The sequence below is a fragment of the Mycolicibacterium cosmeticum genome, assembly GCF_000613185.1.
Lineage (GTDB): Bacteria > Actinomycetota > Actinomycetes > Mycobacteriales > Mycobacteriaceae > Mycobacterium > Mycobacterium cosmeticum.
Map to the genome: position 1 here is coordinate 1,321,167 of NZ_CCBB010000003.1, position 24,125 is coordinate 1,345,291.

Sequence of the window (24,125 nt, forward strand, 5' to 3'; positions counted from 1 at the left end):
CCATGCTCGCTACGGGCTGGAGCTGATGGTGACGTGCGGGGTGACCTGCGGGATCTGATCCTCGGACAGGCCGATGCAGGCCCCACTGTCGGCGCCGGTGCACGGAATGCCGTCGATCTCGGGGATGTCCGGGTTGGCGGCGGTGGTGGTGAAGCCCTCGGAGTCGGGGGAGTTCGGCACCAGGAACGGCGTGCACTGGGTGGTGAACTGGTCTTCTTCTTCACCGCTGTTGCAGGCCGCTTGGGCGATGGCGGGGTTGATGGTGACCAGGGCGGCCGGGGTGCCGAGGGCGGCCAGGGCGAAGGCGGCGGCTAGCGCGCGCTTGGTCAGGTCATGCATGGGGCGGCTCCTCGTTCTTGAATTAGTCGTCAGGATTGTACGGCTGAGTCACAGAAGCCACACGGGGAACTGTCGGGGTTCGTGGCGCCTGCATGATGGGGGTATGAAGCTTCGTGTTCTCGCCGGTCTGGTCCTGACGTTGCTGATGCTGTTCCCCGGGGTGGCATCGGCGTCGGTGGCGGCGCCTTCGGGGGACGTCGTGTCGATCGGTGATCCCAACGCGCTGGGGCAGATCGATCTGTACGTGGACCCGCTCTGCCCGTACAGCGGGAAGATGATCCGCGCGCAAGGCTTGGAGATCGGCAAGCGCATCGAAGACGGGTCGCTGCGGGTGAACCTGCGGTTTGTGAACTTCCTCGAGAAGTACTCGGCCAGTGGCACTTACGACGCGCGGGCCATCTACGCGGCATTCGTGGTGGCCGGCCAGTCCGGGTCGAGCGATGTGACATGGCGGTTCGTGCAACAGATCTTCTCCGCAGAGCACCAACCGCACGAGGGTGGGGCGAGCGATCTGTCGAATGACGAGCTGGCAGATCTAGCTGCCGCGGCGGGGGCGCCTGGCTCGGCGGTCGACTTGATTCGGCTCGGCGTGTTCTTGGGTTACGACCCGCATGCCATTGCCGCGTCCAACCTTGCGGTGTTGCACACGTTCCCCGAGCCCGGGGTGCCGACGGTGGTTCTCGACGGTGAACCGCTGGACGGCGAGTCGGACTGGTTGGCGCGGTTGCCGGGGTGAGGGGGGTGTCTAGTGCCCGGCTCCGAGCGACAAACGAGCGACAGCTGAGTTGTCGGTCTTTCCGGGCGTCGCTGTGTCGGTACTGCAAACCAGCAAGAATATGTGAGAAGCGTTGCACTGGTGGCGTTGGTCGGCATGGCGGCGCCATGATCGCCTGGCCGGGGGCCAGAACTGTCACGGACGACGTCGAATGTCATCGCAAGGATCTGTAGGGCGCGCGCAAGATCTGATTCAGCCGCCGACCCACGATGCGATGTCGTTCACCAGGTTCACACATCTGGCCGGAAGGGGGCTGGGCACAGGTGGTGATCGCAAGTAGCACGCGTGCGCCTCGATGCCGCCGCTGCCGGGCAACGTTCACCCAGCACGAATATCGACTTTTGGAGAGTGCGAACAGCTCGTCGACATATCAGTAGGAGCGATGGTGTGCCTTGACCTTTCCTGTGTGCGATATCCTGCAGATTCTGATGCTGCTAGGTGGGGGCCATGGGGAGCAATCTGGAAGTTGATATCGGTGGCGTGCGGTCCGTGTCGTCGGCGAGCACTGAAATCGCCGCAACACTCGCACGTGGTGGCGCTGCGCCGCAGATAACGTCCTCTCGTCGGAGTGACCTCGGGATAGCGGCTCTAGATGTGGCGAGTGGCGCAGTGCGGACGCGGCAAGCCGATCGGATCGCCGGACAAGCGGCCGATCTTTCGTCGGCGAGTACCCGGTACGCCGCCGCCGATGACGACAATGCCTATGCGCTCGACGAGAAGATGTGAGCCCGGCAGCGACACACGCGGCTCTGCCCACCCGTTCTGAAGTAGTGGCCTGGGATACAGCGGACCTCGAGTCCGCCGCTTCGCGGTGGGAAGAAGCAGCCGCCGCGGCTGAGTCCGCGTTCGATCAGCACCGCCAGAACGTTGCCACTCCGACTTGGGTGGGTAGTGCCAAAGACGCAGCGTTGGGCCGCGCGACGGCAGATCTTGCGGTCGTACGCAGACAGGGGGAAGTGCAACGCGAAGCCGCAAACATTGCCGCCCAGGGCGGCGCAGACATTCGGAATGCGCAACGTCAGGCGGTGGAAGCGATCCAGGACGCTGAGGCCGACGGCTTCCGAGTCGGTGAGGATTTGTCGGTCACCGATGCGCGCCCGGTCGACGTGCAAACTGCGACTTCGCGCGCTGTCGCCGCCGCAGAGCATGCCGAGTACATTCGCTGGCGCGCGGAACAACTCGCCCAGACCGATGCATTGGTCGGACGTCAGTTGCAGTCCAAGGCCGAAGAGCTTGCGGGTATCAGGTTTGAAGGCGAACAGGAGGCCACCGACAACCAAGTGCAGCTTGTCGACGATGAGCTGCCGCTCGGTCCAGAAACGGCTGGTGGACCGCCACTATCGGAGAATCGCCGACGGGCGGTTGAGTATTCAGAGAAGTGGGCCGAGGGTTTCAATCCGGACTATGAATCACTCGGCGGTGGTGACCTGGATTGCACGAACTTTGCATCACAAGTAATGCGCGCGGGCGGATTTGGCGACGTGGGCAACGGGATCGACGACTGGCGCCGCGGCGACAGCGATGACTGGTATTACCAGAACGAAGGAGCGGTGTTTCCGGGCAACACGTCATCGAAGACCTGGACACTGGCGAAGGAGAACCACAACTTCGTCACCCAGCACTCAGGCCGGGGCGACATCGTCGGTGTTGTCCCTACTCCCAGTCGTAATGGTCTCGATCCGCTGGCGCCGTCAAAAGCTGGGTTGCTTCCAGGAGACTTGATTTACTACAAGGACGCCGACGGCGGCATCAACCACGTCGCGGTATACGCAGGTCAACAGGTCATCAACGGTGTGCCCACCGACGTGATAAATCAGCATTCGGGCGGAGTGAAGTTGCACGGTGACTGGATGCCGGACTCCGCGGAGTACACCCACGCGCCTGCCCAGGTCGAATTTGTTCATCTCAGATACCCGGGGGAGTGAGGCACTGATGGTTTGGTACGGCAGGCACCGACGCCTGGTATGGATCTCCGCAGCCGCTGCTGTCGCGGTGGTGGCCGGTGCGGTGTGGCTGCTGACGCTGCCGTCGGACGGTGACGGGCTGAAAATCGGCGATTACGGGACAGACAAGCAACGCGATTGGGCGCAACGACTTGTCACAGGCTTGAACACGCATGACGCCGAGCAGGTTCCGGTTCTGCGACTGAACGGGCTGCTATCTGATGAACAGCGAGAGTCGATCGATGCTGTGTTGCCCAGGGCGGGATGCAGCTACGAACTTCGATCGGTGACGGATCGCGGTCAGCAGGAAGACCAACAGCTCCCTGGGCTGGCTCCGGCGCAGTCGACCTACCGCTTCGATGCGACAGTCGAGGAAAGATGTCCGGGCCAGGCGTCGCGCGGTCGGGATATCGGTGTGCTGGCGATCGCCGATATGGGCTACTGGCAGCCCTACTACTTCAGGTGAATCAGTTGGGCCGGCTCGCACAGTGCGTGGCGATCGTCATGGTCGTAGCGGTCGGAGGGTGCGCCCCGTCGGGCGGACCGGAACCGGCCACGCCGATTGTGCCGTTCCTGGACAGCTTGCCGCGGCTGACGGATGTACCCGAGCTCACGAGTTTGACTTACCGCGTGCCTGCCGAACGGGGCTTCTTCAAAGATGATGACCGGTGGGCGGATTGCGGGCACTATCCCGAAGTGGGCGACCTGTCCGCCGTTGGTGTTCAGGGTGAGTACGAGGCAGCTGTGCCGGGGCACGCCGACTGGCCGACGTTCTTCGTCCGACTGCGTCCGGCCCGAGACGACGAGAATGTCGCTGCGGAACTGTCCGACTGGACCCAGCGTTGTCCTGGCGGTGAACTGGAAACCCTGAACCCCCGAATGCCGTTGGGGGCTTCGTTGCTCACACTCACCGGCCCCGGTGTGCGCCGTGCCGGCCCGCCTGCCGTGAAGATCGTGGCCGCGTCGTCGAACGGAGTCACCTTCGAGGCATGGGCACAAAGTGACTGGCGCGACGGGTTCCGGTTCGAGGTCCAACTCGGATTGTTGGCGCGCAGCTTTCTCCGCGGTGCGACACCAAGCGCGGTCGCACCTGTCGCGCAGCGGACGCCGGCCGAACTATCGAAGCTGTTCGTGTTTCCGGGGCAAGCCTGGGGCAGGGTGGACATCGCCTACGACACGAAACCGGGCGAGCCGCGGCTGATTGGTCCGCCCGACGACGTGTGCCACGACGATCCCTTACGGGCCAGCAGCTACGCCGGGGTGTCGAGCAGTGATCAGCCCGCCGACCTCGATGCGCTGGTCAAGTACAGCGGAACGCACTCCGACAATGACAGCGATACACCCGTGACCGTCGTCTACCGAGAGCATCCGGGTGTCGATTCCCTGGCTCGCATGCGGGACTGGATTTCACAGTGCGAATCGAGGCCCTCTGACGTTCCTCCGATCTGTGCGGATGGCGGGGTGAAACCTCAGTTTGTGCGAGTAGCGCAGACAGTCGAGGATGAGCAGGTCATCGGGTATCGACGGTTCGATCTTGTCGAGTTCGGCGGCGGGCATGCCGGCCATCCCTCCTGTGGTGCGACTGCTCGTCTGGCGCGTACTGTGCGGGTGGCCGGGCTGTTGGTCCACACCGAAATGGCGGTGGACGCGACCGGCGGACCACCGGACTGGTCGGCGGCCGTCAAGCCCTTGAATGTGCAAGTTGGCCAGGTCGTCGCCGCCATCCAACACGCGAACTGAGATGTCGGACGCCGGGCGTAGCGTCCGCGCTATGAACGACGGAAGAAGGCGGCGCCAAGCCAAGCAGGCTCGCCGCGATGCGCGGCGCCAGGTCAGGCGTGAGCGACAAGTGCTGCAGCCGACTCTGGCTGACGTCGTGCGCAAGATACTTGCAGACGGTCCACTGGCGTTACTGCAAGCGATGGGAATCGCGGTGGAAAAGGGAACGCCCGAGGTCTTTTCCCGCTTCAGACTGGGTGAGTCCACACCGATGAACCTCTCGATCCTCATCGACAACGTCGCCGTTACGCCGGATATCGAGCACACCATGGTTCTGGCGCTGCTCGCCGAACTGTTGGTTGACAAACCGGCATTGCAGCGGCGATGCCGCCTGCAGGTTGAGTTCCGGGGCGGCCAGTTGCCGGGCCTGGATCAGGGGCCTCCCGCGCACGCGAGTGGATCGCGCTGCTCGAATCGGGCACGCGCTCGGCGACCGTGACCAACTGCTGCTTGATGTTCGGATCGCTGATCATCAAGAGACTGTCGCCGTCATGATTGACCACCTGGCATTCTCCGACGTCAGCGACCTCGGAGCCACACAGGAGTCGTTCGATTGTGCGGTGGCCAACGCCAGAGACCAGGGTGCTCCGGTCGTCGAGATGGACCTCGCCGACGCGCGTGCCTGGATAGAGCAAGCGTTGGAGAACGTGATCATCCCGCGCTATGACGATTCGAGGCTGGGGTTCCCGGCGGTGCTCCGCTGGTTGCTCACAAAGCTGCCGACAGGCGGCCAGCAGCGGAAGTCCCCGCGCGACGACTATCGCACCGTATCGGCGGTGTTCGATGCCTTCTTCACGTCTCCGCAGGGTGCACGATTTGCGCCGCGTGATGAGTATGAGCATCTCCTGGGTGAGATCGTTGACGGAGGGACCGGGGATCCCTTGCGCTGGAGCGAGTACCGCGTACGGCGTGCGCTGGACTTCCTTTCGTTCGACGATTGCTGGACCACCGGTGTTCTAGTCGACGCACCCGCCTTGCTCCGGGTCTTCATCCCGATTGCACACGCGCTCAGTGGGATTCCTTCGGAATTCACCGACCGTGCGCTCTCAGCCATTGAGGAGGCGGAGCCGGCGTTTCGAGAGCGAATGGTCGCGGAGGCGAAGAGGTGGGATGACGATGAGGATTGGGCGAGTTAGGCACTTCTTTGACGGCGGAGCCCGGACGGCGGCAGTTCGAATGCCTCAGGTCGTGCCTGACGTCGTCGGTCGAATGTGTGGCATCGCGTCGGCTGACAAGTCGATCCGGACACACCACGTGAGTAGTTATACGGATGCGCGGACGATGCCCTACGCCGCAGGGTGGCGGTATGCCCGCCGAGGTCGCCGCCTACACCGCTCGCGAATCGAGCTCCCGCCCAGCCGTTCTCGGCCTGATGCTGTGTTGCTGTTCAGCCCTCTGCCTCGCCGTGGCTGCGGTGCTTACGCTGACGGTCTGGGGCAGCCCGGAATTCGCCGCCGACTTCGACGGCGGTACCCGTACCGCGCAGGTTTCCACTGATGTACGCCTGGCGACCGGGTTACTCATCGGCGGCGTGCTAGGCGCGATTGGCGCCGTCATCCGGGGCGGTGGCCACGTTGTGCGCGCCGTCGGCATTCTGCTGCTGTTGCTGGTAGCACCGGGTATGGCGATCCTGACGCTGCCCCTGCTGGATTACTACGGCTGATGCCATGGGATGTGCCGGAGCCCACACGTCATCACCGCCACCGGCGATTAAACCCCAGGCAAACGGGGTATTACGGTGCCGCCGGAACTGATACTCCGCTACAGGAACATGGTCCGGCTCATCGTTGAGAACGTGAAGGAGTGCGGACGGATGATTGCCCAAGTTGCCAGGTCGGGTGCAGTGGTCGGATCGGACGAGCAGCGACTGCTCGCCGCCGCCGAGGGCGTCCTGTTGGCACTTCGTCGCTACACCCCGCAGGCCGCCGCCGATGAACTCCGGACCGCCGCACGCCGCCACGGTGTTCCGCTGTCGACGATCGCGCTGGCGCTGGTCGACCTGGCCTCCTGCCGCCCGGTGGAGGGCACGCCCGGCCCGGCCCACGTTGCCGCGCAAGAGGAATGGGGCGCGTTGCTCGGCAACGCCGAGGCGGCCGCCGCATAGGTCGCGCACGGCCCGGACGCCTACGGGCACAATGATCGCCATGCGAGTTGCGGTTCTTGGTACGGGCGCCATGGGCGCGGGCATGGCGCAGTCCCTGCTGCGCGAGGGTATCGACGTCGTGGTGTGGAACCGCACGCCGGAGCGGGCTCAGCGATTGGCCGACGCGGGTGCAGAGGTGGCCTCCGATCCCGCGGCGGCCGTCACGGGCGCAGACGTCGTCGTTGCCATCCTGTTCGATGCGGCGGCAACGCTGGACGTGATGACGAGCGTGCTGCCTGCGATGGCGGATGACGCCGTCTTCGTCCAATGCGCGACCGTAGGCATCGAGGGCGCGGCCCAGGCGGCGGCCGTCGCCGCTGAACACGGTGTCGCCTTCCTGGACTGCCCGGTGTTGGGCACCAAAGCGCCCGCGGAGCAGGGAAAGCTGGTGATGCTGGCCTCTGGCGATCGCAGCTTGCTCCAGCGGGTGCAGCCGGCGTTCGACGCCATGGGAACCAAGACGGTGTGGGCGGGCGACGAGCCGGGAAACGGTTCGCGGCTCAAGCTGGCGTGTAACGCGTGGATTGCCACGCTGGCCGCGGCCATCGGGCAGTCGTTCGCTTTGGCGAAGAGCCTTGGCGTCGACCAACAGCTGATCTTGGACGCATTCGACGGATCCGCCGCGGGTTCGCCATACCTGCAGGCCAAGGGCAAAGCAATCCTCGACTCCTCCTTTGCACCACAATTCAGCGTCGACGGCGTCCGCAAGGACACCGGATTGATCCGCGACGCGATAGTCGCTTCGGGACTGTCGACCGTCTTGGTCGATGGGGTTCGGGCGGCCTTCGACGCCGCGAGCGAGGCCGGTCACGGCGACGAGGACATGGCCGCGGTCTACTTCGGGTTCTGACCGGTACGTCGATCCCGCGTGTAGCTCAATAAAGGCCGGGAACGGGCGACGGCTCGCCCTCCATGATCCGCCATCCCACCTCTACCTGCCCGTCGGTCGAACCGGTGTGACCGGCGAAACCGTAGTACCAGGTGTGGCAGACGTTCATGTCCCACTTGACGTTCGGTTCCATACCCGAGCCTCCGACAGGCAGTGGCTGTCCGGGGCACCACACCTGGCTGCACATGCTCAGCGCGTTGCACCTGGCTTCGGCGGTGCCGGGCGTCAACGCAACGCCGGTGAGAGCGAGGCCACCGGCGATCACGGCGCCTGCGAGGACACGGGTACGCATCTGGTGAGTGGTCATGTGGGTCCTTCCTTGTGCCGCACCACACAGTGTGGCGTCGTTGAGACAAGCTGACCCGACCCGCTCGGCTACCGATCCCAAAAATAGCTGGCCAAATGCCGAACCGCCCTGCTTTTCGACGGCCTCGCGGCGCTCACCAACGCTCTTGCCGGGCCTGCGCTGAGCCCAGGGTCACAAATGGGTAACCTCGACCCGAGAGTCGATGGATCAGGGGGAACTCCATGAGCCTCGTACTGGGCCTTTCGGTGACGACGAGGGATGTTCGCGGTGAGCTGGTTGACGGTGCCACCGGCCAGGGCGAGCACCTCGACCGCATCGTGCTCGACGCCGCCGACGTCGAGGACTACCTGGCCACCCTGCCCGCCGACGAAGACCTGCACGCCGTCGGACTGACCTGGACACCCGACGCCGAGTCGGCCGCGATCAAGGTTCGTGAGGCCCTCGACGTCTACGGCGGGGGAGCGCGCGTGGTCGCCGTCCGCGAGGTCGAGGCCACCGAAGCGCTGGCGCGCGGCATTGCCGAGATGACGGGCCACGACTTCCTGGTCGTCTGCATCGTCGAGCCGGACTCCGCGATGGTCGCGACGGTGGACGGATTCAGCGTGGCGGTCGAACAGATCGAGCGGATGGACGCCGCGACCCTGATCGACCGGGTGTGCGCCGTGGTGCGCAGCGCCCGCCCCAGCCCCGACGTCGTGTTCGTCCTGGGCTCCGAGGATGCCGACGAGCTCGTTGAGGCCCTGCAGCAGGAGACGGACCGGCCGGTGGTCACCGCCACCGAGGCCGACTTCGCGCTGACCCGGGGCGCCGCGCTGGCCTCGGCCTATGCCGCGAGCCTGCCTCAGGCGCAGCCGCGCGCGCCGCGGTTCACACCGGTACGGCTGCTGGCCTCGGCGTTGGGCGTCGCAAGCGTGGCGTTCGTGGTGGCGGTGTCGGTCGTCATCGGATCACAAGGGTTGCCGGAGCGCAGCGAGCGCACGACCGAGCCCGTCGCCGCGTCGGCGCCGATCGCCCGTCCGGCACCGCCACCGCCGAATGTCGAGACCGTCCGCGCGCTGGCACGCAAACCGTTTGCGTTGATGAATGTGCCTGCTCCGCAAGCACCTCCACCGGCGTCGGCACCCGCACCCGCCGCGCCGCCCGCACCCGAGCCCGCCGCGCCGGCCAACGTGTCACCGGCCCCGCCGGTCTATGTTCCGCCGGCGGCCCCGCCGCCCCAGCCGCGGCTGCGTGACCGGATCTTGGACAAGATCCCGATCATCGGCCGGTTCCGCTGACACTCAGCGGTGCGTCAGTCCGCCATCCACGGGGTATTGGCTGGCGGTCACATAGCTCGCGTCGTCGGAGAGCAGGAACAGCGCCACCGCCGCGGCCTCGTCGGCGCTGCCGACCCTGCCCAGCGGAACCCGGCTGACCACGCCGGCCTCGAACGTCGAACGGGTCGTGTCGTCCATGAAGCTGCGAAAGTCCGTGCTGATCGCGCCCGGCACCAGCGTGTTGACCCGGATGCCGCGCGGCGCCAACTCGGCGGCCCAACTCCGTGCCGCGGCGATCAGGGCCGCCTTGGTGGCGGCGTAGACCGCGGTGCGCGGTGCGCCCTCGTAGGTAGAGGTTGACGACGTGACCACTACGGAGGCTCCCTCGGCCAAGTGGTCGGACACGGCGCCCAATTGCAGCAGGGGACCGCGGACATTGGTTGCCATCATGGCGTCGAAGAGCTCGGCGTCGGTGTCGGCGATAGGGGCGATATCGGCGTACCCGGCGTTGAGCCACAGTCCGTCGATGCCGCGGCCGGCGTTGGCTTGCGCGAGCGCGCTTCCGGCCTCCGGCGTGGAAGCGTCGTTGAGAATGACGGTCGCGGAACCGATTTCACTCTGCGCTTGAGCGATTCGTGCCGGGTTGGTGCCGGTGAGCAGCAGATCGGCGCCCTCGTCGGCCAGGCGGCGGGCGCCGGCCAAACCGATGCCGCTGGTCGCGCCGGTGATCACGATGCGCTTTCCGTGGAATCGAGGTGTCATGTCGCCGACGCTACGACCTAGAGTTGACTCTAGGTCAAGTGCTGGAGGTGAGACGGATGACCGGCTACACCATCGGCGAGGTCGCCGAGGCGATCGGGCTCAGCGTGCACGCATTGCGGTTCTACGAGCGTGAAGGTCTGCTCATCGAGCCGGTGGAACGCACCACGAGCGGACGGCGCCGGTACAGCCAGACGAACGTCGACTGGCTACGCATCTGCACGCGGCTGCGCGAATCGCAGATGCCACTCGCCGACCTGAAACGATTCGCCGCCTTGGTGCGCAAGGGGCCGGGCAACGAGTCCGAACGCCTGGCCCTGCTCGATGCGCATCGCGCCCGGGTCGACGCCCAGATGCAGGCGTTGGAGCAGGCGCGCGACATCATCACGTGGAAGACCCAGATCTACGAAACAAAGCTGCGCGACGGCGACGCCGAAGGCCTGTGGGATCCGACGGCCGCGTCGTAGCAATCAGACCTTGGGCAGCCAGCAAGACCGTGCCGGTCGCTTTCCTCGAAACACGCGATGGTCGACATCATCAGACTTCGACGGGTTGGCCGGCACAGGATTTCGTGGGTAGCGACCCTAGCCATTCGTCACGCGTTCGAAGATGATCTCGATGGACGTGCCGTCGGGGCGGGTGAAGTGTTCGGTCATGCGATCACCGTCGACAGTGATGCGCAGCTCCTTTGTCGTTCGCACGTTTCCAACCCAATTGGGGAACGTCGCGCCTTCCACTCGGTTGCCACTGAATTCGCCGTTCTCGTCGACGGTATACGTGCCGAACATACCGATGCTGCCCGCCATGGCGGCCCGATTCTCGGCATCGGTGCCTTCGCCTCGCGCGTTGGAAGCGAAAGGGGCCACCGTGGAGTCGGTGAGGACCTCGACGTAGTGCATTTCCGGAGTGAACGTGAGTAATCCGCTCGGCCGGTCGCCGTACGCCGGAACGGAGTTCCCATCTCGCTCGATCGACGCCGAGACCATTCGCCACGTTCCGACCACTTGATTCGGCGGTGCGGAGGGAACTGAGCAGCTCGACAACATGATTGCCGACCACACCGCGAGGGCGGCGCAGCGCGCGATCATGGAGGTTCTGCTTCCCGGGCTTTCGGTCGTGCCGTTGGTGACAAGATGCGTTCCACCGTCCGATCACTCAACAGAAGTCGGACCGTGAGCAATCAGCCGATCACGCTGGCCCCCAACGTCTTCCGTCAGCAGCGTAGGGCGCTCGGAGACTTCGCGGACGCGGTGATTACTGCATCGGTCGTGTCGGCTGCAAAATCGTGGCAGCCAGAGCTTCCGTGCGCAGATTCTCGAATCGCCGGTAGTCCGGGTCGTTGATCATCTGGACGAAGTGTTTTCGGCTCGGATAGCTCACCACGACCACCATGTCCCAGTCCGGTCCGCCGGTGGTGACCACCGGGGGATCGCCGACGCCCGCGTAGACGATCGTGACGCCGTAGCGTTCTCCGACGCCGGTGCTGTTGAACTGCTGTATGTACTGCATGTACTTGTCAGCGCCGCCGGGGACGAAGCGCAGGAGATTCAACATCACCACCGGACCGTCGGGGTCGGCGGCGACGAAGCGCTCCAGCGTTGCCGGCTCGAGTGTTGTCATGAACGGCTCCCTACTTACTTGCTATACAACACGCAACTCTAGCAGCGATATGGATGTACCGAGAGGTGGAAACATGGCCGGCATGGCTGAAGCGATGCATGTGCGGCGCACGCAGGCGCAACGACGTGCCACCACCCGGCAACGTGTTCTCGATGCGGCAACGGGCCTGGTCGCGACGCAGGGAGTTCGCGCAGTGTCACTCGCAGCGGTCGGCGAGGCCGCCGGTTACAGCCGCGGCATCGTCAACCATCACTTCGGCACCAAGGTCGGCTTGCTGAAAGCGCTGATCGAGCACGTCGCGCAGTTCGAGGCACCCGCTGACGCGCCCACCGGACTGGGTCGGCTACTGCAGTTCGTGCAGGCATACCTGGGGGGAATGCGAGAGCGCTCGCCCCGCTCCGAGGCCTTTCTACTGCTATGGGCCGAATCGGCGGGCATGGAGCCTTCTTTGGCGCCGTTGTTCGCGGAACGCGACGCGTGGTTCCAGGGTGCGCTGGCACAACAGATCAGGGAGGGCGTGCTCGATGGTTCGATTCGCGGTGACGTACATCCGGAGGTGGCCGCGCTGGCAATCATCGGCCAGCTGCGCGGCACCGCGATGCTGGCCTTTGCCTCCGCTCGGGATGTTCCGGCCTCCGAACTCACCGCCGAGGTGGTCCGATTGGTCGAGCATGGTCTCGGCCGTATCCCATCACAGCGCTGATGCCGACATGGCATGTCGGTCGCATTGGGAAGGACCAGGCCGATGACGATGTCCGGCAAGTCGCTACCGGGACAGTAGTAGGCGTTGTACCTTCGGCCCGTGGAGATCCTGCGTACCCCAGACGACCGCTTCACCGATCTGCCGGGCTACGACTTCGAGCCGCACTACGTCGAGGTCACCGGTGCCGACGACACCCCGGTACGCATGCACTACGTCGACGAAGGCTCGCCCGACGGGCCGGTCGTTCTGCTGCTGCACGGCGAGCCCAGCTGGTGTTATCTCTACCGGCACATGGTGCCGGTCCTGGTGGATGCCGGGCTACGCGCCGTCGCCATCGACCTGGTGGGCTTCGGTCGCAGCGACAAGCCATCACGGCGTACCGATTACACGTACCAGGCGCACGTGGACTGGGTGCGGGCCGCCATCGACGGGATCGGCCTCGCCGATATCACCCTGGTGTGTCAGGACTGGGGCGGGCTGATCGGGCTGCGTCTCGTCGGGGAAGAGCCCGATCGGTTCAGCCGCGTGGTGGCCGCCAATACGTTCCTGCCGACCGGCGATCGACCGCCGGGTAAGGCGTTCCTGGCCTGGCAGCAGTTCAGCCAGCAGACGCCGGTGTTCGATGCCGGCGCCATCGTCAACGGCGGCTGCACCTCCGCCTTGTCCGAGGACGTCATCGCCGCCTACAACGCACCGTTTCCTGACGAGTCGTTCAAGGAAGGCGCCCGCCAGTTCCCCACGCTGGTGCCGACCAGCCCGGACGACCCCGCCACCCCGGCCAACCGGGCGGCCTGGGAATCGTTGGGGCGCTTCGAGAAGCCCTTCCTGTGCGCGTTCTCCGACTCCGACCCGATAACCCGCGGCGGTGATCGGGTGCTCGCAGCGCACGTTCCCGGCGCTCGCGACCACGAACCCGTCACCATCAACGATGCCGGACACTTCCTGCAGGAAGACAAGGGCGCCGAGCTCGCCGCGGTCGTGGTGGGCTTCATCGAACGCACAACGTGACCGCCGGGGCCAGCATGGGTTCAGCGATTTGCCAGGTGGCAGTGGCCTTTTCGTGATCGCAGGGCACACTTGCACCGAACCCTGACCGGGCACATAGCTTGTCCTTAAGGTCGGTAGCGAGACTAACTTTCAGACGTCCCTCGACGGCGTCGAGTCTGAAAGGAACCCTCCGACATGAGATTTGCGAAAGTCGTTTCTGCAGTAGGGATTACTGGAGCGCTCGCGATGGGCGTCGGCGCCGGTGTCGCCAACGCCGACCCGTACTGGGGGCCGCGCGAACCGCACGGTCCCGGCTGGAACCGAGGACCCGGACCCGCGGACTGGCATCACCCCGAGTGGGTCGGCTGGAACGACGGATACCCGGCGCCGGGCTGGCGGCCACCGGAGGGTTGGGAACCGCCCGTGGACTGGAACAACCCGGGTGGTTGGGCTCCGCCGGCTGATTTCCACATGCGCTGCGGCGGTCCGCTGTGGAATCTGTTCCACCCGATCCCGTGCTGGTGACCCCTCAGACCTGCTCCCTGTTCTGCCGCTCGCCGTCCGGCGGGCGGCAGAACGCGGGCGCTTGTGCTGTGGACGCACTCGACATCAGTCTGTCCGGGGCCGATCTGATGAACGCGTTCACGCGTCGAGTCGCGCACCAATTCCAGAAAGCGATATCACATGCGATATCGCTTTCTGAACACGAATACCTGCCCCTTGCGGTAGCCGGTGAGGCCGGTGCGGCTGCAGCGTCCCGAGCCACAGACCCGGCCTACCCCTCGGCCGCCACCAGCGAGCGCAGCTTCACCGACGGGTTGTCCCGCTGGAAGCCTTCCAACCGCCACTTGGTGGAGAACAGCACCAGCAGCACGCCGTCGGTCCGGGTCAACACCTCCGAGGACACCTGCTTGCTCATGAACTCCAGATCCGCGGGATCCAGCACCCGAGCCACCTGATAAGGCAAGGGCTCCAAGGTGATCGGTGCGCCGATCTCGGTGGCCATCCGGTGGGTGGCGACCTCGAACTGCATCGGCCCGACGGCGGCCAGCACGGGCGCCTGCTCGCCGCGGCGGTCGGAACGCAGCACCTGCACCACGCCCTCCTGCTCCAGCTGCTCTATACCCTTGCGGAACTGCTTGTGCTTACTGGGGTCCTTACCGCGGGCCACCGAGAAGAACTCCGGAGAGAAGCTCGGAATCGGCGGATACTGCACCGGCACATCGACATACAGCGTGTCCCCCGGCCGCAGCGCCTGAGCGTTGGCCAACCCGATCACATCACCCGGCCACGCGTTCTCCAGCGTGGAACGCTGCTGGCCGAACACCGACTGCGCGTACTTGGTGACGAACGGCTTGCCGGTCCCGGCGTGGGTCAGCACCTCACCCCGCTCGAACGAGCCCGAACACACCCGCGCGTAGGCGATCCGGTCGCGATGCGACGAGTCCATCCCGGCCTGCACCTTGAACACGAACGCGCTGAACGGCGCATCCACCGGCCGGCGCACACCGTCCACATCCACCGCGCCACTGGGCGGGGGCGCCAACTCGACCAGAACGTCCAGCAGCTGGTTCACCCCGAAGTTCAGCGCCGCCGAGGTGAACAACACCGGCGAGGACTCGCCACCGAGGAACGTCTCGCGGTCGTAATCCGAGCCGTCCGCGGACAGCAGCTCGGACTCCTCCACCGCGGTATCCCAGTCATCCCCGGCCGCGTCGTGCGCATCGGCGGCCGCGATGTGCTCCTCCGGTGCCGCGGTCGCGCCACCGGCGGTACGGGTGAACCGGATGAACTTGTTCGCCCGGCGGTCCATCACCCCCTTGAAATCACCGGCGATGCCGACCGGCCACGTCAGGGGAGTGGTGCGCAGCCCGATGCGCTCGTGGATCTCGTCCATCAACTCCAGGGCATGCCGGCCGGGCCGGTCCCACTTATTGATCACCGTGATGATCGGGATGCCGCGGTGCTTACACACCTGGAACAGCTTCAGCGTCTGCGGCTCAAGACCTTTCGCCGCGTCGATCAGCATCACCGCGGCGTCCACGGCCGTCAACACCCGGTAGGTGTCCTCCGAGAAGTCCGCGTGACCCGGCGTATCCAGCAGGTTGATCACGCAATCGCGATACGGGAACTGCAGCGCCGTCGAGGTGATGGAGATACCGCGCGCCTTCTCCATCTCCATCCAGTCCGACACGGTGGACCGGCGCCCCGCCTTGCCGTGGATCGCCCCGGCTTCGGTGATCACCCGGGCGTGCAGCGCCAGGGCCTCGGTCAGCGTCGACTTACCCGCGTCGGGGTGGCTGATGACGGCAAAGGTGCGGCGACGGGCCGCCTCGGCGGCGACGCGGCCGGCGGTACGGGTGTCCAGGGCGTTCTCGGTCATATCGCCCTCGATGGTATTTGCCCAGCAAGCGAATCAATAATCGGGCGGCCCCACGCGGTTAGCTGAATCACCGGATCGGTGCACAACGACGGCGCGTTCTGTCACCATACTGACGTGAAGAAACGGCGTTGGCGGATTCTGCTGGGTTTGCTGATCGTGTTGGTGATCGCCGCGGTGGCGGCGGCGCCGTGGGCCTTCCGGAACTATGTCGAAGGCGCCCCCGAACCCACCTTGGCGCTGCCGCCCGGCGCCCGGCCCGCCGGCACCGACGTCAACGGCTCCTGGACCGTGCAGCCCGGCTCGCAGGCCGGCTACCGCGCCGAGCAGAAGCTGCTGTGGCAGACGGTGGACGTCAACGGCCGCACCTCCGATGTCACCGGTCACGCCGAGGTGACCGAATCCCGGTTGGTGTGGGCCGAATTCACGGTCGACGTGGCCTCCATCGCGTCGGCGCACCACGGCCGCGACGACCGATTCCGCGGCCCCGACGTGATGGACACCGCGACGTATCCCACCGCTCAGGTCACCGTCAGCGCACCCGTCGACCTCACCTCTGTTCCCGACGACGGACGTGCGGTCGAGGTCGAGGTGCCCATCCACCTGACCCTGCACGGTGTCAGCCGCCCGGCGTCCGCGCACACCACCATCGCCCGCAACGGGGACCGGGTCGACGTTGCCGGAGCCATCCCGGTCCGCTTCTACGACTACAACGTGTCCCCGCCGAAGCCGTTCGCGTCACTGCTGGCGGTGCAGCCGGTCGCGACCATCGAGTTCCTGGTGCATCTCGCCAAGGGCTGACGCTAGAACCGCAGCCAACCCCGCTTGGCCGCCTTGTGTCGCTGCGCGTACGGCCACGGATTGTGCCGTTCGGGTACTGCCGCCGCGCGCACCTCTTTGAGTTGCGTGCGCAGGAAGCGTCGCACCTCGTCCAACGCCGGGTCCTCCCAGCGGTTGACGGCCTCGATCGGATCATCGGTCAGGTCGTAGAGCTCCCACTGATCGTCGAGCACATCGCTGCGGTACCGCTCGCCGCCGCGTCCGCTGTATGCCAGCTGTCGCACCCCGGGCTCGGTCCAGGTGCCCGGATCGTCGAACGTGCGCACCAGCTTCCACAACCGCCCGTCATACCGGCGGACCAGGCCCTCGAAATTTCCCGCCACGTGGGTGGGCACTCGAATCCGCAGCGGCGCAGGGGGATTGGCCAGCGCGCCGATCGCCCGCGCGGCCGCCGACGCCCCGGTATCGCCCTCCAGTACGTTGTCGCGGGTCAACAGGTACACCGACCGGTCATCGTCGGCGCGGCCGCCGTCCACCACGGGCACCAGGTCGCACCCGGGCAGCGGATGCACCTCGCTGAACGTCTCGGCCAATACCTCCGCGACGGCGGGCACATCGACACCGGCCGCGCCCAGCAGCGTCGGCACCAGGTCCACATGCGATGTCGGCGCCTCGACGGTGCGCGCCGCCGTCGCACCCGCACCGATACGCGCGACCACGAACGGCACCCGGGTGGCCTCGTCGTACAGGTTGAACCACTTCTGGTGCAGCCCGCCGTGGGCGCCCAGCAGGTCACCGTGATCCGAGGTGCGCACCAGCACCGCATCGGCCGAGCCCTCGGTGACCGCACGGCGCACCCGGTCCAGCGGGCCGTCCACCTCGGCGTGCAGCCGGTAGTACAGATCGCGGTACTGCTGCGCCTGACGCCGATAGGTCCGCTCGATGGCCCCGGCCGGCCCGTACCCGGAGTAGTAGGCCTCCCGGAACGCGGCCTGCGCGGCCGGCTTGGACCGCAGATCCTCCTCGGCCGTCGGGGCGGGCGGCACCGGCGGCGGATCCAGCGGTGACGGCCGCACCGGTGACCGGCGTGCCCACGCCGGAAACAGCACGATGTCATGCGGATTGACGAAACTCGCCACCAGCAGGAACGGCTTCAGCGCCGCCGCGTCACCGGCGCGGCGACGGGCGTACCGGTCGTCCAGCCAGGCCACGATCCGGTCGGCGAACAGCGGGTCCCGCCGAAAACCGCTGTTCGCCAGGCCCGCCCCGTGCGGTTCCGGGCCCACCCAACCGGAAAAGCCGTACGGTCCCAGCGGATCGGCGTCCAGGTAGCGCTGGACCGCCGCGGGGTCGACGACGCCGGCATCGTCGTTGGTGGCCAAGGGTTTTCCGGTTTTCGGGTCGGTCAGGTCGGCATGCGAGATATGCCATTTGCCGTCGTAATGGGTGTCATAGCCGGCGGCGCGAAACCAGTTGCCCAACGTCGGCACCTCACCGCGACGCAGCCAGCGCAGCCGCGAGTCGTCGTACCGCTTGCCGATGCCGTCGGTCTGGGTGACCCCGTGCAGATCCGGGTACTGCCCGGTGAACAGGGTGGGCCGGCTCGGCACACAGGCCAGCGACCCGGTGTAGTGCCGGGTGAACCGCACCCCGTGCTCGTCGAACCAGCGCCACCCGGCCAGCGTGCGGTGCCGCCACTGCCGCAACGCTTCGGTCTCGTACGGCGGCGCGGCGCGTTCCTCGTCGGTCATCAGGATCACGATGTCGGGTCGGCCGGTGCTCATCTGTGCATCTCACACCGTGCGCCCAGCCTGGTGGGGGAGAATTGCCGGATGTCGACACCGCCGCCCGACGCGGCGACCCGACGGATCCCTCGTCAGCCCCGCCCGGAGGGGCCGACGCAGCGGATTCCGCGGCCCGACCCGCCCACCGAACGGCTGCGCGCCCCGGAACCCGCGACCGAGAAATTCGCCCGGCCCAGCACGCCGCCCCCGGCGAAGAAACGCAACACGCAGACCATCGTCCTGGTCGCCGTCATCGTGATCGCCGTGCTGGTCGGCAGCCTGGCCGGCGCCGAACTGTACGCCCGGTACAAGGCGGCCGACGTGCTGTCCGACATCACCGACTGCCTGGTGCAGGACGGTGCCGACGTGTCCTTCTCGGTGAACCCGCCGTTCCTGTGGCAATACCTGTCCGGCGACTACACCAACATCTCGGTGGCCACCGCCGGCAACCGGGTGCAGGAGGCCAAGGGCATGACCGCCGACGTCACGCTCAGCGATATCACGCTCAAGGACGCCGACGATTCCAAGGGCACCATCGGCGCACTCGACGCGACGCTGTCCTGGACGTCGGCGGGCATCAAGGAGACCGTGGCCGAGAACCTCCCGGTGGTCGGCAGCCTGGTGACGGCGGTTCGTACCGATGCGGGCGCCGGAACGCTGATCCTGGAAGCCGCCGGCGGCACCACCGTCACCGCGCAGCCGGTGGTTGCCGACGGCAAGCTCAACCTGAACGTCACCGACGTCACCGGCCCGTTCGCCAAGGACACCGTGCAGTCGGCCCTCGACGAGTTGACCACCAAGCTCAACGACAACTACCCGCTGGGCATCAAGGCCGACAGTGTGAAGGTGACGAGCACGGGGGTGGTCGGCACGTTCTCCAGCCGCAACGCGACCATCCCGTCCGGGCAGAGCAATCCCTGTTTCGCCGACCTGTAGGACCGGCTAGAGGATGCCGAGGATGTCGTTCTTCAACGCCTCGGCCTCGGTGCCGAACACCGCCTGCACACCGTTACCCACCTCGATGACCCCTGCCGCACCAAGGCTTTTCAGCCGCGCCTGATCGACCTTGGCCGGGTCGGCCACCTCCATCCGCAGCCGGGTGATGCAGGCGTCGACGTTCACCAGGTTCTCCCGGCCGCCGAAGGCGGCGATCACCTGCTCGGCTTTCGAATCGGGCCGAGCATCAGGGCGAGCGTCACCCCCCGCGTCCGTCACGACGGCGGTCGCCGATTCGGCACCCTCACCGAGGTTGGCCTGCTCCTCGGCCTCGAACTCGGCCTCCGGTTCGCGGCCCGGCGTGCGCATGTTCCACCGCGTGATGGCGAACCGGAACAGCAGGTAGTAGACGAAGAAGAACACCACGCCCATGCCGATGAGCAGTGGGATGTTCTTGGCCGCCGGGGCGGTCCCGTAGAGCAGCAGGTCGATCAACCCGGCCGAGAACGAGAAACCCAGATGGATGTCGAGCAGGTAGGCGATGGCCAGCGACAGGCCGGTCAACACGGCGTGCACGACGTACAGCGGGAACGCCACGAACATGAACGCGAACTCCAGCGGTTCCGTCACGCCGGTGAGGAAGGCCGTCAGCGCCGCGGCGGACAGGATGCCGACGGCCACCTTGCGCTGTTTCTTGTTGGCGACGTGGATCATCGCCAGTGCCGCGGCCGGCAACCCGAACATCAGGATCGGGTAGAACCCGGAGGTGAGGATGCCCGCACTCGGGTCGCCGGCGGCGAACCGGGTCAGCTCGCCGGTCACGGTGTTGCCATCCGGTGTCTGGTAGTCGCCGTAGAGGAACCACACATACGAGTTCGGGATGTGGTGCAGGCCCAGCGGGATCAGCATGCGGTTGGCGAAGCCGTACACGAACGCACCGAACGCGCCGGCGCCACCGATGAACTTGCCCAGCCCGGTCAGCCCCGCGTCGAACAGTGGATAGAAGTAACTCAGGCCGAAACCGATGAACAACGACGCCAGCGACACCACGATCGGGACGAATCGGCGCCCACCGAAAAAGCCGAGATACGAAGGTAATTGGATGGTGTGGTAGCGGTCGAACAGCCAGGCCGTGACCAAGCCCACCACGATCCCGGCGAAGACGCTGTAGTTGATCTGCGCCTGTTCGCCGGATTTGTCCAGCTCGCCGGCCAGCACGATCGGCGACATGGTTTTGAACACCGCCGCGACCACCAGATAGCCCACCACGGCGGCCAGCGCCGTGGAACCATCGGCTTTGCGGGCGAACCCGATGGCAACACCGACGGCGAACAGCAGCGGCAGATTCGCGAACACCGCATCGCCGGCGGCGCTCATCGCCTTGAAGAACGCGCCGATCACCGGGGCGTCGATGCGCCCCAGCAGGTCGGGTTGTCCCAGCCGCAGCAGAATGCCTGCCGCGGGCAGCACCGCGATGGGCAGCATGAGGCTCTTGCCGAGCCGCTGCAATTGCGCAAATCCTGGAACCCGCCTGCTGGTACCGGGTTTCGTCGACTGGCTCATTCGGCGCAGCTTAGACGAGAACCGGCGAAGGCAAGACTCGGTTGGGCCATCCTCGTAGGGTTGGTAACCATGACGACACATGTTCACGCCCCGGTCGCCGGACGGGCGGTCGCCCTGGACCAGGTTCCGGACCCGGTGTTCGCCCAGGGGATGGTGGGCCACGGTGCCGCGATCGACCCGCCGCACACCGTCATCGACGCGCTGGCCCCGGTCACCGGCAAGCTGATCAAGCTGATGCCGCACGCCTACATCGTCATGACGGACGACAACGTCGGCGTCCTGGTGCATCTCGGCCTGGACACCGTCGCGCTGGCCGGCGAAGGCTTCACCACCCATGCCATCCAGGGCGACGACGTCACCGCGGGCCAGCTCATCGTCACCTACGACGTGCCCGCGGTCGTCGCCAAGGGGCTCAACCCGATCGTGCCGGTCGTGGTCATGGACGAACGCGAACCCGACAACATCAGCGACCGCGCCGACGGCGAAATCACCAGCGGGGCGGCACTGTTCACGGCGGCCAAGTAATGGAGGTCGTCATCCAGCCCGACCCGGCGGAGCTGGGTGCGCTGGCCGCCGATGCCATCGGCGCGCTGCTCACCCGCAAACCGGATGCGGTGCTCGGCCTGGCCACCGGTTCGTCACCGCTGGTCATCTACGACGAACTCGTCGCGCGCTGTGACGCCGGGCAACTCAGCTTCGCCCGTGCCCGCGGGTTCACCCTCGACGAGTACGTCGGGCTGCCCGCCGAGCACCCCGAGCGCTACCGCAACGTCATCGCCACGGTCTTCGTCTCCCGCGTCGACTTCGCCCCAGGCGCGGTCGCCGGGCCCGACGGTCTGGCCGACGACATCCCGGTCGCGTGCGCGGCCTACGAGGACGCGATCGCCGCCGCCGGCGGAGTGGACCTACAGATCCTCGGCATCGGTACCGACGGCCACATCGGCTTCAACGAGCCGGGGTCGTCCCTGGCGTCGCGCACCCGGATCAAAACCCTGACCCGGCAGACCCGTGTCGACAACGCCCGCTTCTTCGGCGGCGACGTCGACGCGGTACCCACCCATTGCCTCACCCAGGGGCTGGCCACCATCATGGCCGCCCGGCACGTCATCCTCATCGCCCGCGGCGCGGCCAAGGCCGAGGCGGTGCATCACCTCGTCGAGGGGTCGGTGTCGGCGATGTGGCCGGCGACCATCCTGCAGCACCACCCGCATGTGACCGTGCTGCTCGACGATGCCGCGGCCCGCCTCCTGCAGCTGTCCGACTACTACCGCGAGGCCTACCGGTCCAAGCCGGCCTGGCAAGGTATCTGAGTGCTGATCGCCGCCGACACCCTGCTCACGGGCACCGACCTGCTGCGGCCCGGCTGGATCGAGACCGCGGGCGACGCCGTGCGCGCCGTCGGTGCCGCAGCACCCCCGGCACCGGCCGACCACCACGCCGCGCTGGTGGTGCCGGGCTTCGTCGACACCCACGTGCACGGCGGCGCCGGCGCCGACTTCTCGGCGGGCGACCTGGCCGCCACCACCGCGGCGGTCGGCCTGCACCGCCGCCACGGCACCACCACGCTGATCGCCTCCCTGGTCACCGCCGCCCCCGACGACCTGCTGCGCCAGGTCACGGCCCTGGCCGGCCACGCCCGCGCCGGGCTGATCGACGGCATCCACCTGGAAGGCCCGTGGCTGTCCACCCAGCGCTGCGGCGCTCACGATGCTGCGCTGATGCGCGACCCGGATCCCGTTGAGTTGCAACGCATCCTGGCGGCCGGCGCCGGGACGATCAGGATGGTGACGGTCGCTCCCGAGCGTGACGGGGCGCTGGACGCGATCCGCCTGCTGACCGACGCCGGGGTGGTGGCCGCCATCGGGCATACCGAGGCCGGCTACGGACAGACCGTGGCGGCGATCAAGGCGGGCGCGACGGTGGGCACCCACCTGTTCAACGCGATGCGCCCGATCGGTCACCGTGCGCCCGGCCCCATCATCGCGCTGCTGGAGGACCCGCGGGTGACCGTCGAGCTGATCACCGACGGGGTGCACCTCGACCCCGCGATCTACCGGCACGTCTGCCGCAGCGGCGCACGCGTGAGTCTGATCACCGACGCGATGGCCGCCACCGGCAACGCCGACGGCCACTACCGGCTGGGCACCATGGCGGTCGAGGTGGTGGACGGGGTGGCCCGGGTGGCGGGCACCGACACCATCGCGGGCAGCACCGCCACCATGGACGCGGTGTTCCGGTTCGCCGTCACACACAGCGGCCTGGACCGGGATGCCGCGCTGCTGCAGGCGGTGCGCCAGGCGACCATCAACCCGGCCCGCGCACTCGGGTTGGCCCGTCCCGGCCTGGTGCCGGGTGCACCGGCCGATGTGGTGATGCTGGATGCCGGCCTCGTGGTGACCGGGACGCTGTACCGGGGTGAGTGGGTGGTCAGCCCTGACGGCGACGCCGCCGCCGATACCGCCACACCTTGAACGCGACGTAGACGCCGGTGCCGATCAGTACCATGGTCGGGCCACCGGGTGTGGTGGCGCCGTCCTCGGGGCTCGGGATGTGCCGGGGGGCCGGTGGCTGGGGATCGTCGGGTTCGGTCAGCGTCAGCTCCTCGATCGCCGTCGCGGCATCGCTCGCCGAACCGTTCATGTGCATCTCGTTGATCACCCTCATGCCAGTGCCGCCACGCTGGCAACGGCTACGACTGTACAGAGTCTCGGTTACCGGCGCGTATCGGCGACGCCGCCACGGGCGCGGCGGGCACCGCTCACCACCGGGTCCGGCAGGGCATGATGAGACGATGCCCGAACGCAATGTGCTCGGCGGCCCGCTGGAACCCTGTGGTACCGAACCACTCACCGGCTTCTACCGGGACGGCTGCTGCTCGACCGGCCCCGAGGATCCCGGCCTGCACTCGATCTGCGCGGTGGTGACGCGGGAGTTCCTGGACCACCAACGTTCGATCGGCAACGACCTGTCCACCCCGATGCCCGAATACCGGTTTCCCGGTCTGGTGCCCGGTGACCGCTGGTGTGTCACCGCCCGCAACTGGCTGCGCGCCTACGAGGACGGGTACGCCGCGCCGGTGGTGATGGCGTCCACCCACGAACGCACCCTGGACGTGGTGTCGCTGGAGGCGCTCGCCGAGCACGCCGTCGACGTGCCCGACGACGCCAGCGACCTGTAGCCGG

At 67.0% G+C, this 24,125-nt stretch carries 30 protein-coding genes; 21 read left to right on the top strand and 9 right to left on the bottom strand.

Translation table 11 applies throughout. The annotated features are described in order from the left end of the window. Positions 1-9: 9 nt before the first annotated feature. A complete protein-coding gene (locus tag BN977_RS25525) occupies positions 10-339 on the bottom strand; it encodes a hypothetical protein (protein WP_051561898.1) in 330 nt (109 codons plus the stop codon). A 103-nt stretch (positions 340-442) separates the two neighbouring features. On the opposite strand from BN977_RS25525, the gene BN977_RS25530 reads away from it, so the two are divergent. The 10 genes from BN977_RS25530 to BN977_RS25570 all read left to right on the top strand — a co-directional run bounded on the left by BN977_RS25530 (position 443) and on the right by BN977_RS25570 (position 7,829). Next, on the top strand, positions 443-1,075 hold the full coding sequence (locus tag BN977_RS25530) for a DsbA family protein (protein ID WP_036402454.1): 633 nt from the start codon (positions 443-445) through the stop codon (positions 1,073-1,075). 486 nt (positions 1,076-1,561) lie between these two features. After that, complete coding sequence (locus BN977_RS32705) at positions 1,562-1,840, top strand: hypothetical protein (protein ID WP_131590212.1); 279 nt, start codon at positions 1,562-1,564, stop codon at positions 1,838-1,840. 230 nt (positions 1,841-2,070) lie between these two features. After that, positions 2,071-3,039: an amidase domain-containing protein gene (locus tag BN977_RS32965; RefSeq protein ID WP_191262493.1), complete on the top strand. Its 969-nt coding sequence runs from the start codon at positions 2,071-2,073 to the stop codon at positions 3,037-3,039. A gap of 7 nt (positions 3,040-3,046) precedes the next feature. Next, a complete protein-coding gene (locus BN977_RS25540; RefSeq protein ID WP_036402458.1) occupies positions 3,047-3,523 on the top strand; it encodes a hypothetical protein in 477 nt (158 codons plus the stop codon). Then, positions 3,520-4,797, top strand: a complete 1,278-nt coding sequence (locus BN977_RS25545) for a hypothetical protein (protein ID WP_036402461.1) — start codon at positions 3,520-3,522, stop codon at positions 4,795-4,797. The genes BN977_RS25540 and BN977_RS25545 overlap by 4 nt, the downstream gene beginning before the upstream one ends. Positions 4,798-4,828: 31 nt before the next feature. Continuing rightward, on the top strand, positions 4,829-5,275 hold the full coding sequence (locus tag BN977_RS25550) for a hypothetical protein (RefSeq protein WP_131590214.1): 447 nt from the start codon (positions 4,829-4,831) through the stop codon (positions 5,273-5,275). Between the two features lie 52 nt (positions 5,276-5,327). Beyond that, on the top strand, positions 5,328-5,972 hold the full coding sequence (locus BN977_RS25555) for a hypothetical protein (protein ID WP_036402467.1): 645 nt from the start codon (positions 5,328-5,330) through the stop codon (positions 5,970-5,972). A gap of 170 nt (positions 5,973-6,142) precedes the next feature. Beyond that, the gene (locus BN977_RS25560; protein WP_036402470.1) at positions 6,143-6,499 is read left to right on the top strand and encodes a hypothetical protein; all 357 of its coding nucleotides are present in this window, start codon (positions 6,143-6,145) and stop codon (positions 6,497-6,499) included. Positions 6,500-6,649: 150 nt separating this feature from the next. After that, positions 6,650-6,940, top strand: coding sequence for an ANTAR domain-containing protein (locus tag BN977_RS25565; protein ID WP_051562159.1), 291 nt, complete (start codon positions 6,650-6,652; stop codon positions 6,938-6,940). 31 nt (positions 6,941-6,971) lie between these two features. After that, positions 6,972-7,829: an NAD(P)-dependent oxidoreductase gene (locus BN977_RS25570; RefSeq protein WP_084172675.1), complete on the top strand. Its 858-nt coding sequence runs from the start codon at positions 6,972-6,974 to the stop codon at positions 7,827-7,829. Positions 7,830-7,854: 25 nt separating this feature from the next. On the opposite strand, the gene BN977_RS32710 is transcribed toward BN977_RS25570, so the two are convergent. Beyond that, positions 7,855-8,175: a hypothetical protein gene (locus tag BN977_RS32710; protein WP_024451325.1), complete on the bottom strand. Its 321-nt coding sequence runs from the start codon at positions 8,173-8,175 to the stop codon at positions 7,855-7,857. A gap of 221 nt (positions 8,176-8,396) precedes the next feature. Here BN977_RS32710 and BN977_RS25575 point away from each other — a divergent pair, with 221 nt between their 5' ends. Further along, a complete protein-coding gene (locus BN977_RS25575; RefSeq protein ID WP_036402476.1) occupies positions 8,397-9,452 on the top strand; it encodes a DUF7159 family protein in 1,056 nt (351 codons plus the stop codon). Positions 9,453-9,455: 3 nt separating this feature from the next. Here BN977_RS25575 and BN977_RS25580 read toward each other — a convergent pair whose 3' ends face one another. Then, positions 9,456-10,193: an SDR family oxidoreductase gene (locus BN977_RS25580; RefSeq protein ID WP_036402479.1), complete on the bottom strand. Its 738-nt coding sequence runs from the start codon at positions 10,191-10,193 to the stop codon at positions 9,456-9,458. A 56-nt stretch (positions 10,194-10,249) separates the two neighbouring features. Here BN977_RS25580 and BN977_RS25585 point away from each other — a divergent pair, with 56 nt between their 5' ends. Beyond that, positions 10,250-10,657: a MerR family transcriptional regulator gene (locus BN977_RS25585; protein WP_036402483.1), complete on the top strand. Its 408-nt coding sequence runs from the start codon at positions 10,250-10,252 to the stop codon at positions 10,655-10,657. A gap of 117 nt (positions 10,658-10,774) precedes the next feature. Here the strand turns inward: BN977_RS25585 and BN977_RS25590 are convergent, their stop codons facing one another. After that, on the bottom strand, positions 10,775-11,278 hold the full coding sequence (locus tag BN977_RS25590) for a lipocalin-like domain-containing protein (RefSeq protein ID WP_036402485.1): 504 nt from the start codon (positions 11,276-11,278) through the stop codon (positions 10,775-10,777). 166 nt (positions 11,279-11,444) lie between these two features. Continuing rightward, positions 11,445-11,810 carry a DUF1330 domain-containing protein gene (locus tag BN977_RS25595; protein ID WP_036402487.1) on the bottom strand — a complete coding sequence of 122 codons (366 nt, stop codon included), beginning with the start codon at positions 11,808-11,810 and terminating at the stop codon, positions 11,445-11,447. A 73-nt stretch (positions 11,811-11,883) separates the two neighbouring features. Here BN977_RS25595 and BN977_RS25600 point away from each other — a divergent pair, with 73 nt between their 5' ends. From BN977_RS25600 to BN977_RS25610, 3 genes are all read left to right on the top strand, one after another. Beyond that, on the top strand, positions 11,884-12,513 hold the full coding sequence (locus BN977_RS25600) for a TetR/AcrR family transcriptional regulator (protein ID WP_207384147.1): 630 nt from the start codon (positions 11,884-11,886) through the stop codon (positions 12,511-12,513). Between the two features lie 99 nt (positions 12,514-12,612). Beyond that, positions 12,613-13,521, top strand: coding sequence for a haloalkane dehalogenase (locus BN977_RS25605; protein WP_036402490.1), 909 nt, complete (start codon positions 12,613-12,615; stop codon positions 13,519-13,521). A gap of 225 nt (positions 13,522-13,746) precedes the next feature. Then, complete coding sequence (locus tag BN977_RS25610) at positions 13,747-14,025, top strand: hypothetical protein (RefSeq protein ID WP_051561900.1); 279 nt, start codon at positions 13,747-13,749, stop codon at positions 14,023-14,025. A gap of 250 nt (positions 14,026-14,275) precedes the next feature. Here the strand turns inward: BN977_RS25610 and BN977_RS25615 are convergent, their stop codons facing one another. Next, on the bottom strand, positions 14,276-15,883 hold the full coding sequence (locus BN977_RS25615) for a peptide chain release factor 3 (protein ID WP_036402494.1): 1,608 nt from the start codon (positions 15,881-15,883) through the stop codon (positions 14,276-14,278). A gap of 114 nt (positions 15,884-15,997) precedes the next feature. Here BN977_RS25615 and BN977_RS25620 point away from each other — a divergent pair, with 114 nt between their 5' ends. Continuing rightward, positions 15,998-16,681: a YceI family protein gene (locus BN977_RS25620; protein WP_036402496.1), complete on the top strand. Its 684-nt coding sequence runs from the start codon at positions 15,998-16,000 to the stop codon at positions 16,679-16,681. Positions 16,682-16,683: 2 nt separating this feature from the next. Here the strand turns inward: BN977_RS25620 and BN977_RS25625 are convergent, their stop codons facing one another. Then, the gene (locus BN977_RS25625) at positions 16,684-18,444 is read right to left on the bottom strand and encodes a sulfatase-like hydrolase/transferase (RefSeq protein WP_036402500.1); all 1,761 of its coding nucleotides are present in this window, start codon (positions 18,442-18,444) and stop codon (positions 16,684-16,686) included. A 48-nt stretch (positions 18,445-18,492) separates the two neighbouring features. Between BN977_RS25625 and BN977_RS25630 the strand changes: the two genes are divergently transcribed. Then, positions 18,493-19,380, top strand: coding sequence for an LmeA family phospholipid-binding protein (locus tag BN977_RS25630; protein WP_036402502.1), 888 nt, complete (start codon positions 18,493-18,495; stop codon positions 19,378-19,380). A gap of 6 nt (positions 19,381-19,386) precedes the next feature. Here the strand turns inward: BN977_RS25630 and BN977_RS25635 are convergent, their stop codons facing one another. Continuing rightward, the gene (locus tag BN977_RS25635) at positions 19,387-20,943 is read right to left on the bottom strand and encodes a PTS transporter subunit EIIC (protein ID WP_036402505.1); all 1,557 of its coding nucleotides are present in this window, start codon (positions 20,941-20,943) and stop codon (positions 19,387-19,389) included. A 69-nt stretch (positions 20,944-21,012) separates the two neighbouring features. On the opposite strand from BN977_RS25635, the gene BN977_RS25640 reads away from it, so the two are divergent. From BN977_RS25640 to BN977_RS25650, 3 genes are read left to right on the top strand one after another with little or no spacing between them, the layout of a single operon-like run. Further along, complete coding sequence (locus tag BN977_RS25640; protein ID WP_036402508.1) at positions 21,013-21,468, top strand: PTS sugar transporter subunit IIA; 456 nt, start codon at positions 21,013-21,015, stop codon at positions 21,466-21,468. Beyond that, positions 21,468-22,253: a glucosamine-6-phosphate deaminase gene (gene nagB, locus BN977_RS25645; RefSeq protein WP_036402511.1), complete on the top strand. Its 786-nt coding sequence runs from the start codon at positions 21,468-21,470 to the stop codon at positions 22,251-22,253. The genes BN977_RS25640 and nagB overlap by 1 nt, the downstream gene beginning before the upstream one ends. Beyond that, the gene (locus BN977_RS25650) at positions 22,254-23,414 is read left to right on the top strand and encodes an N-acetylglucosamine-6-phosphate deacetylase (protein WP_036402514.1); all 1,161 of its coding nucleotides are present in this window, start codon (positions 22,254-22,256) and stop codon (positions 23,412-23,414) included. It begins immediately after the preceding gene. Here the strand turns inward: BN977_RS25650 and BN977_RS25655 are convergent. Next, on the bottom strand, positions 23,371-23,607 hold the full coding sequence (locus tag BN977_RS25655; protein ID WP_036402516.1) for a hypothetical protein: 237 nt from the start codon (positions 23,605-23,607) through the stop codon (positions 23,371-23,373). The genes BN977_RS25650 and BN977_RS25655 overlap by 44 nt on opposite strands. Before the next feature lie 127 nt (positions 23,608-23,734). On the opposite strand from BN977_RS25655, the gene BN977_RS25660 reads away from it, so the two are divergent. Then, positions 23,735-24,121, top strand: a complete 387-nt coding sequence (locus BN977_RS25660) for a DUF2237 family protein (RefSeq protein WP_024451303.1) — start codon at positions 23,735-23,737, stop codon at positions 24,119-24,121. Positions 24,122-24,125: the final 4 nt, after the last annotated feature.

Bases quoted from the DNA above. Each gene is read 5' to 3' on its own strand.
- BN977_RS25525 (WP_051561898.1), bottom strand. From the start codon at position 339: ATGCATGACCTGACCAAGCGCGCGCTAGCCGCCGCCTTCGCCCTGGCC.
- BN977_RS25530 (WP_036402454.1), top strand. From the start codon at position 443: ATGAAGCTTCGTGTTCTCGCCGGTCTGGTCCTGACGTTGCTGATGCTG.
- BN977_RS32705 (WP_131590212.1), top strand. From the start codon at position 1,562: ATGGGGAGCAATCTGGAAGTTGATATCGGTGGCGTGCGGTCCGTGTCG.
- BN977_RS25540 (WP_036402458.1), top strand. From the start codon at position 3,047: ATGGTTTGGTACGGCAGGCACCGACGCCTGGTATGGATCTCCGCAGCC.
- BN977_RS25550 (WP_131590214.1), top strand. From the start codon at position 4,829: ATGAACGACGGAAGAAGGCGGCGCCAAGCCAAGCAGGCTCGCCGCGAT.
- BN977_RS25555 (WP_036402467.1), top strand. From the start codon at position 5,328: ATGATTGACCACCTGGCATTCTCCGACGTCAGCGACCTCGGAGCCACA.
- BN977_RS25560 (WP_036402470.1), top strand. From the start codon at position 6,143: ATGCCCGCCGAGGTCGCCGCCTACACCGCTCGCGAATCGAGCTCCCGC.
- BN977_RS25565 (WP_051562159.1), top strand. From the start codon at position 6,650: ATGATTGCCCAAGTTGCCAGGTCGGGTGCAGTGGTCGGATCGGACGAG.
- BN977_RS25570 (WP_084172675.1), top strand. From the start codon at position 6,972: ATGATCGCCATGCGAGTTGCGGTTCTTGGTACGGGCGCCATGGGCGCG.
- BN977_RS32710 (WP_024451325.1), bottom strand. From the start codon at position 8,175: ATGACCACTCACCAGATGCGTACCCGTGTCCTCGCAGGCGCCGTGATC.
- BN977_RS25575 (WP_036402476.1), top strand. From the start codon at position 8,397: ATGAGCCTCGTACTGGGCCTTTCGGTGACGACGAGGGATGTTCGCGGT.
- BN977_RS25580 (WP_036402479.1), bottom strand. From the start codon at position 10,193: ATGACACCTCGATTCCACGGAAAGCGCATCGTGATCACCGGCGCGACC.
- BN977_RS25585 (WP_036402483.1), top strand. From the start codon at position 10,250: ATGACCGGCTACACCATCGGCGAGGTCGCCGAGGCGATCGGGCTCAGC.
- BN977_RS25590 (WP_036402485.1), bottom strand. From the start codon at position 11,278: ATGATCGCGCGCTGCGCCGCCCTCGCGGTGTGGTCGGCAATCATGTTG.
- BN977_RS25595 (WP_036402487.1), bottom strand. From the start codon at position 11,810: ATGACAACACTCGAGCCGGCAACGCTGGAGCGCTTCGTCGCCGCCGAC.
- BN977_RS25600 (WP_207384147.1), top strand. From the start codon at position 11,884: ATGGCCGGCATGGCTGAAGCGATGCATGTGCGGCGCACGCAGGCGCAA.
- BN977_RS25610 (WP_051561900.1), top strand. From the start codon at position 13,747: ATGGGCGTCGGCGCCGGTGTCGCCAACGCCGACCCGTACTGGGGGCCG.
- BN977_RS25615 (WP_036402494.1), bottom strand. From the start codon at position 15,883: ATGACCGAGAACGCCCTGGACACCCGTACCGCCGGCCGCGTCGCCGCC.
- BN977_RS25625 (WP_036402500.1), bottom strand. From the start codon at position 18,444: ATGAGCACCGGCCGACCCGACATCGTGATCCTGATGACCGACGAGGAA.
- BN977_RS25630 (WP_036402502.1), top strand. From the start codon at position 18,493: ATGTCGACACCGCCGCCCGACGCGGCGACCCGACGGATCCCTCGTCAG.
- BN977_RS25635 (WP_036402505.1), bottom strand. From the start codon at position 20,943: ATGAGCCAGTCGACGAAACCCGGTACCAGCAGGCGGGTTCCAGGATTT.
- BN977_RS25640 (WP_036402508.1), top strand. From the start codon at position 21,013: ATGACGACACATGTTCACGCCCCGGTCGCCGGACGGGCGGTCGCCCTG.
- nagB (WP_036402511.1), top strand. From the start codon at position 21,468: ATGGAGGTCGTCATCCAGCCCGACCCGGCGGAGCTGGGTGCGCTGGCC.
- BN977_RS25655 (WP_036402516.1), bottom strand. From the start codon at position 23,607: ATGAGGGTGATCAACGAGATGCACATGAACGGTTCGGCGAGCGATGCC.
- BN977_RS25660 (WP_024451303.1), top strand. From the start codon at position 23,735: ATGCCCGAACGCAATGTGCTCGGCGGCCCGCTGGAACCCTGTGGTACC.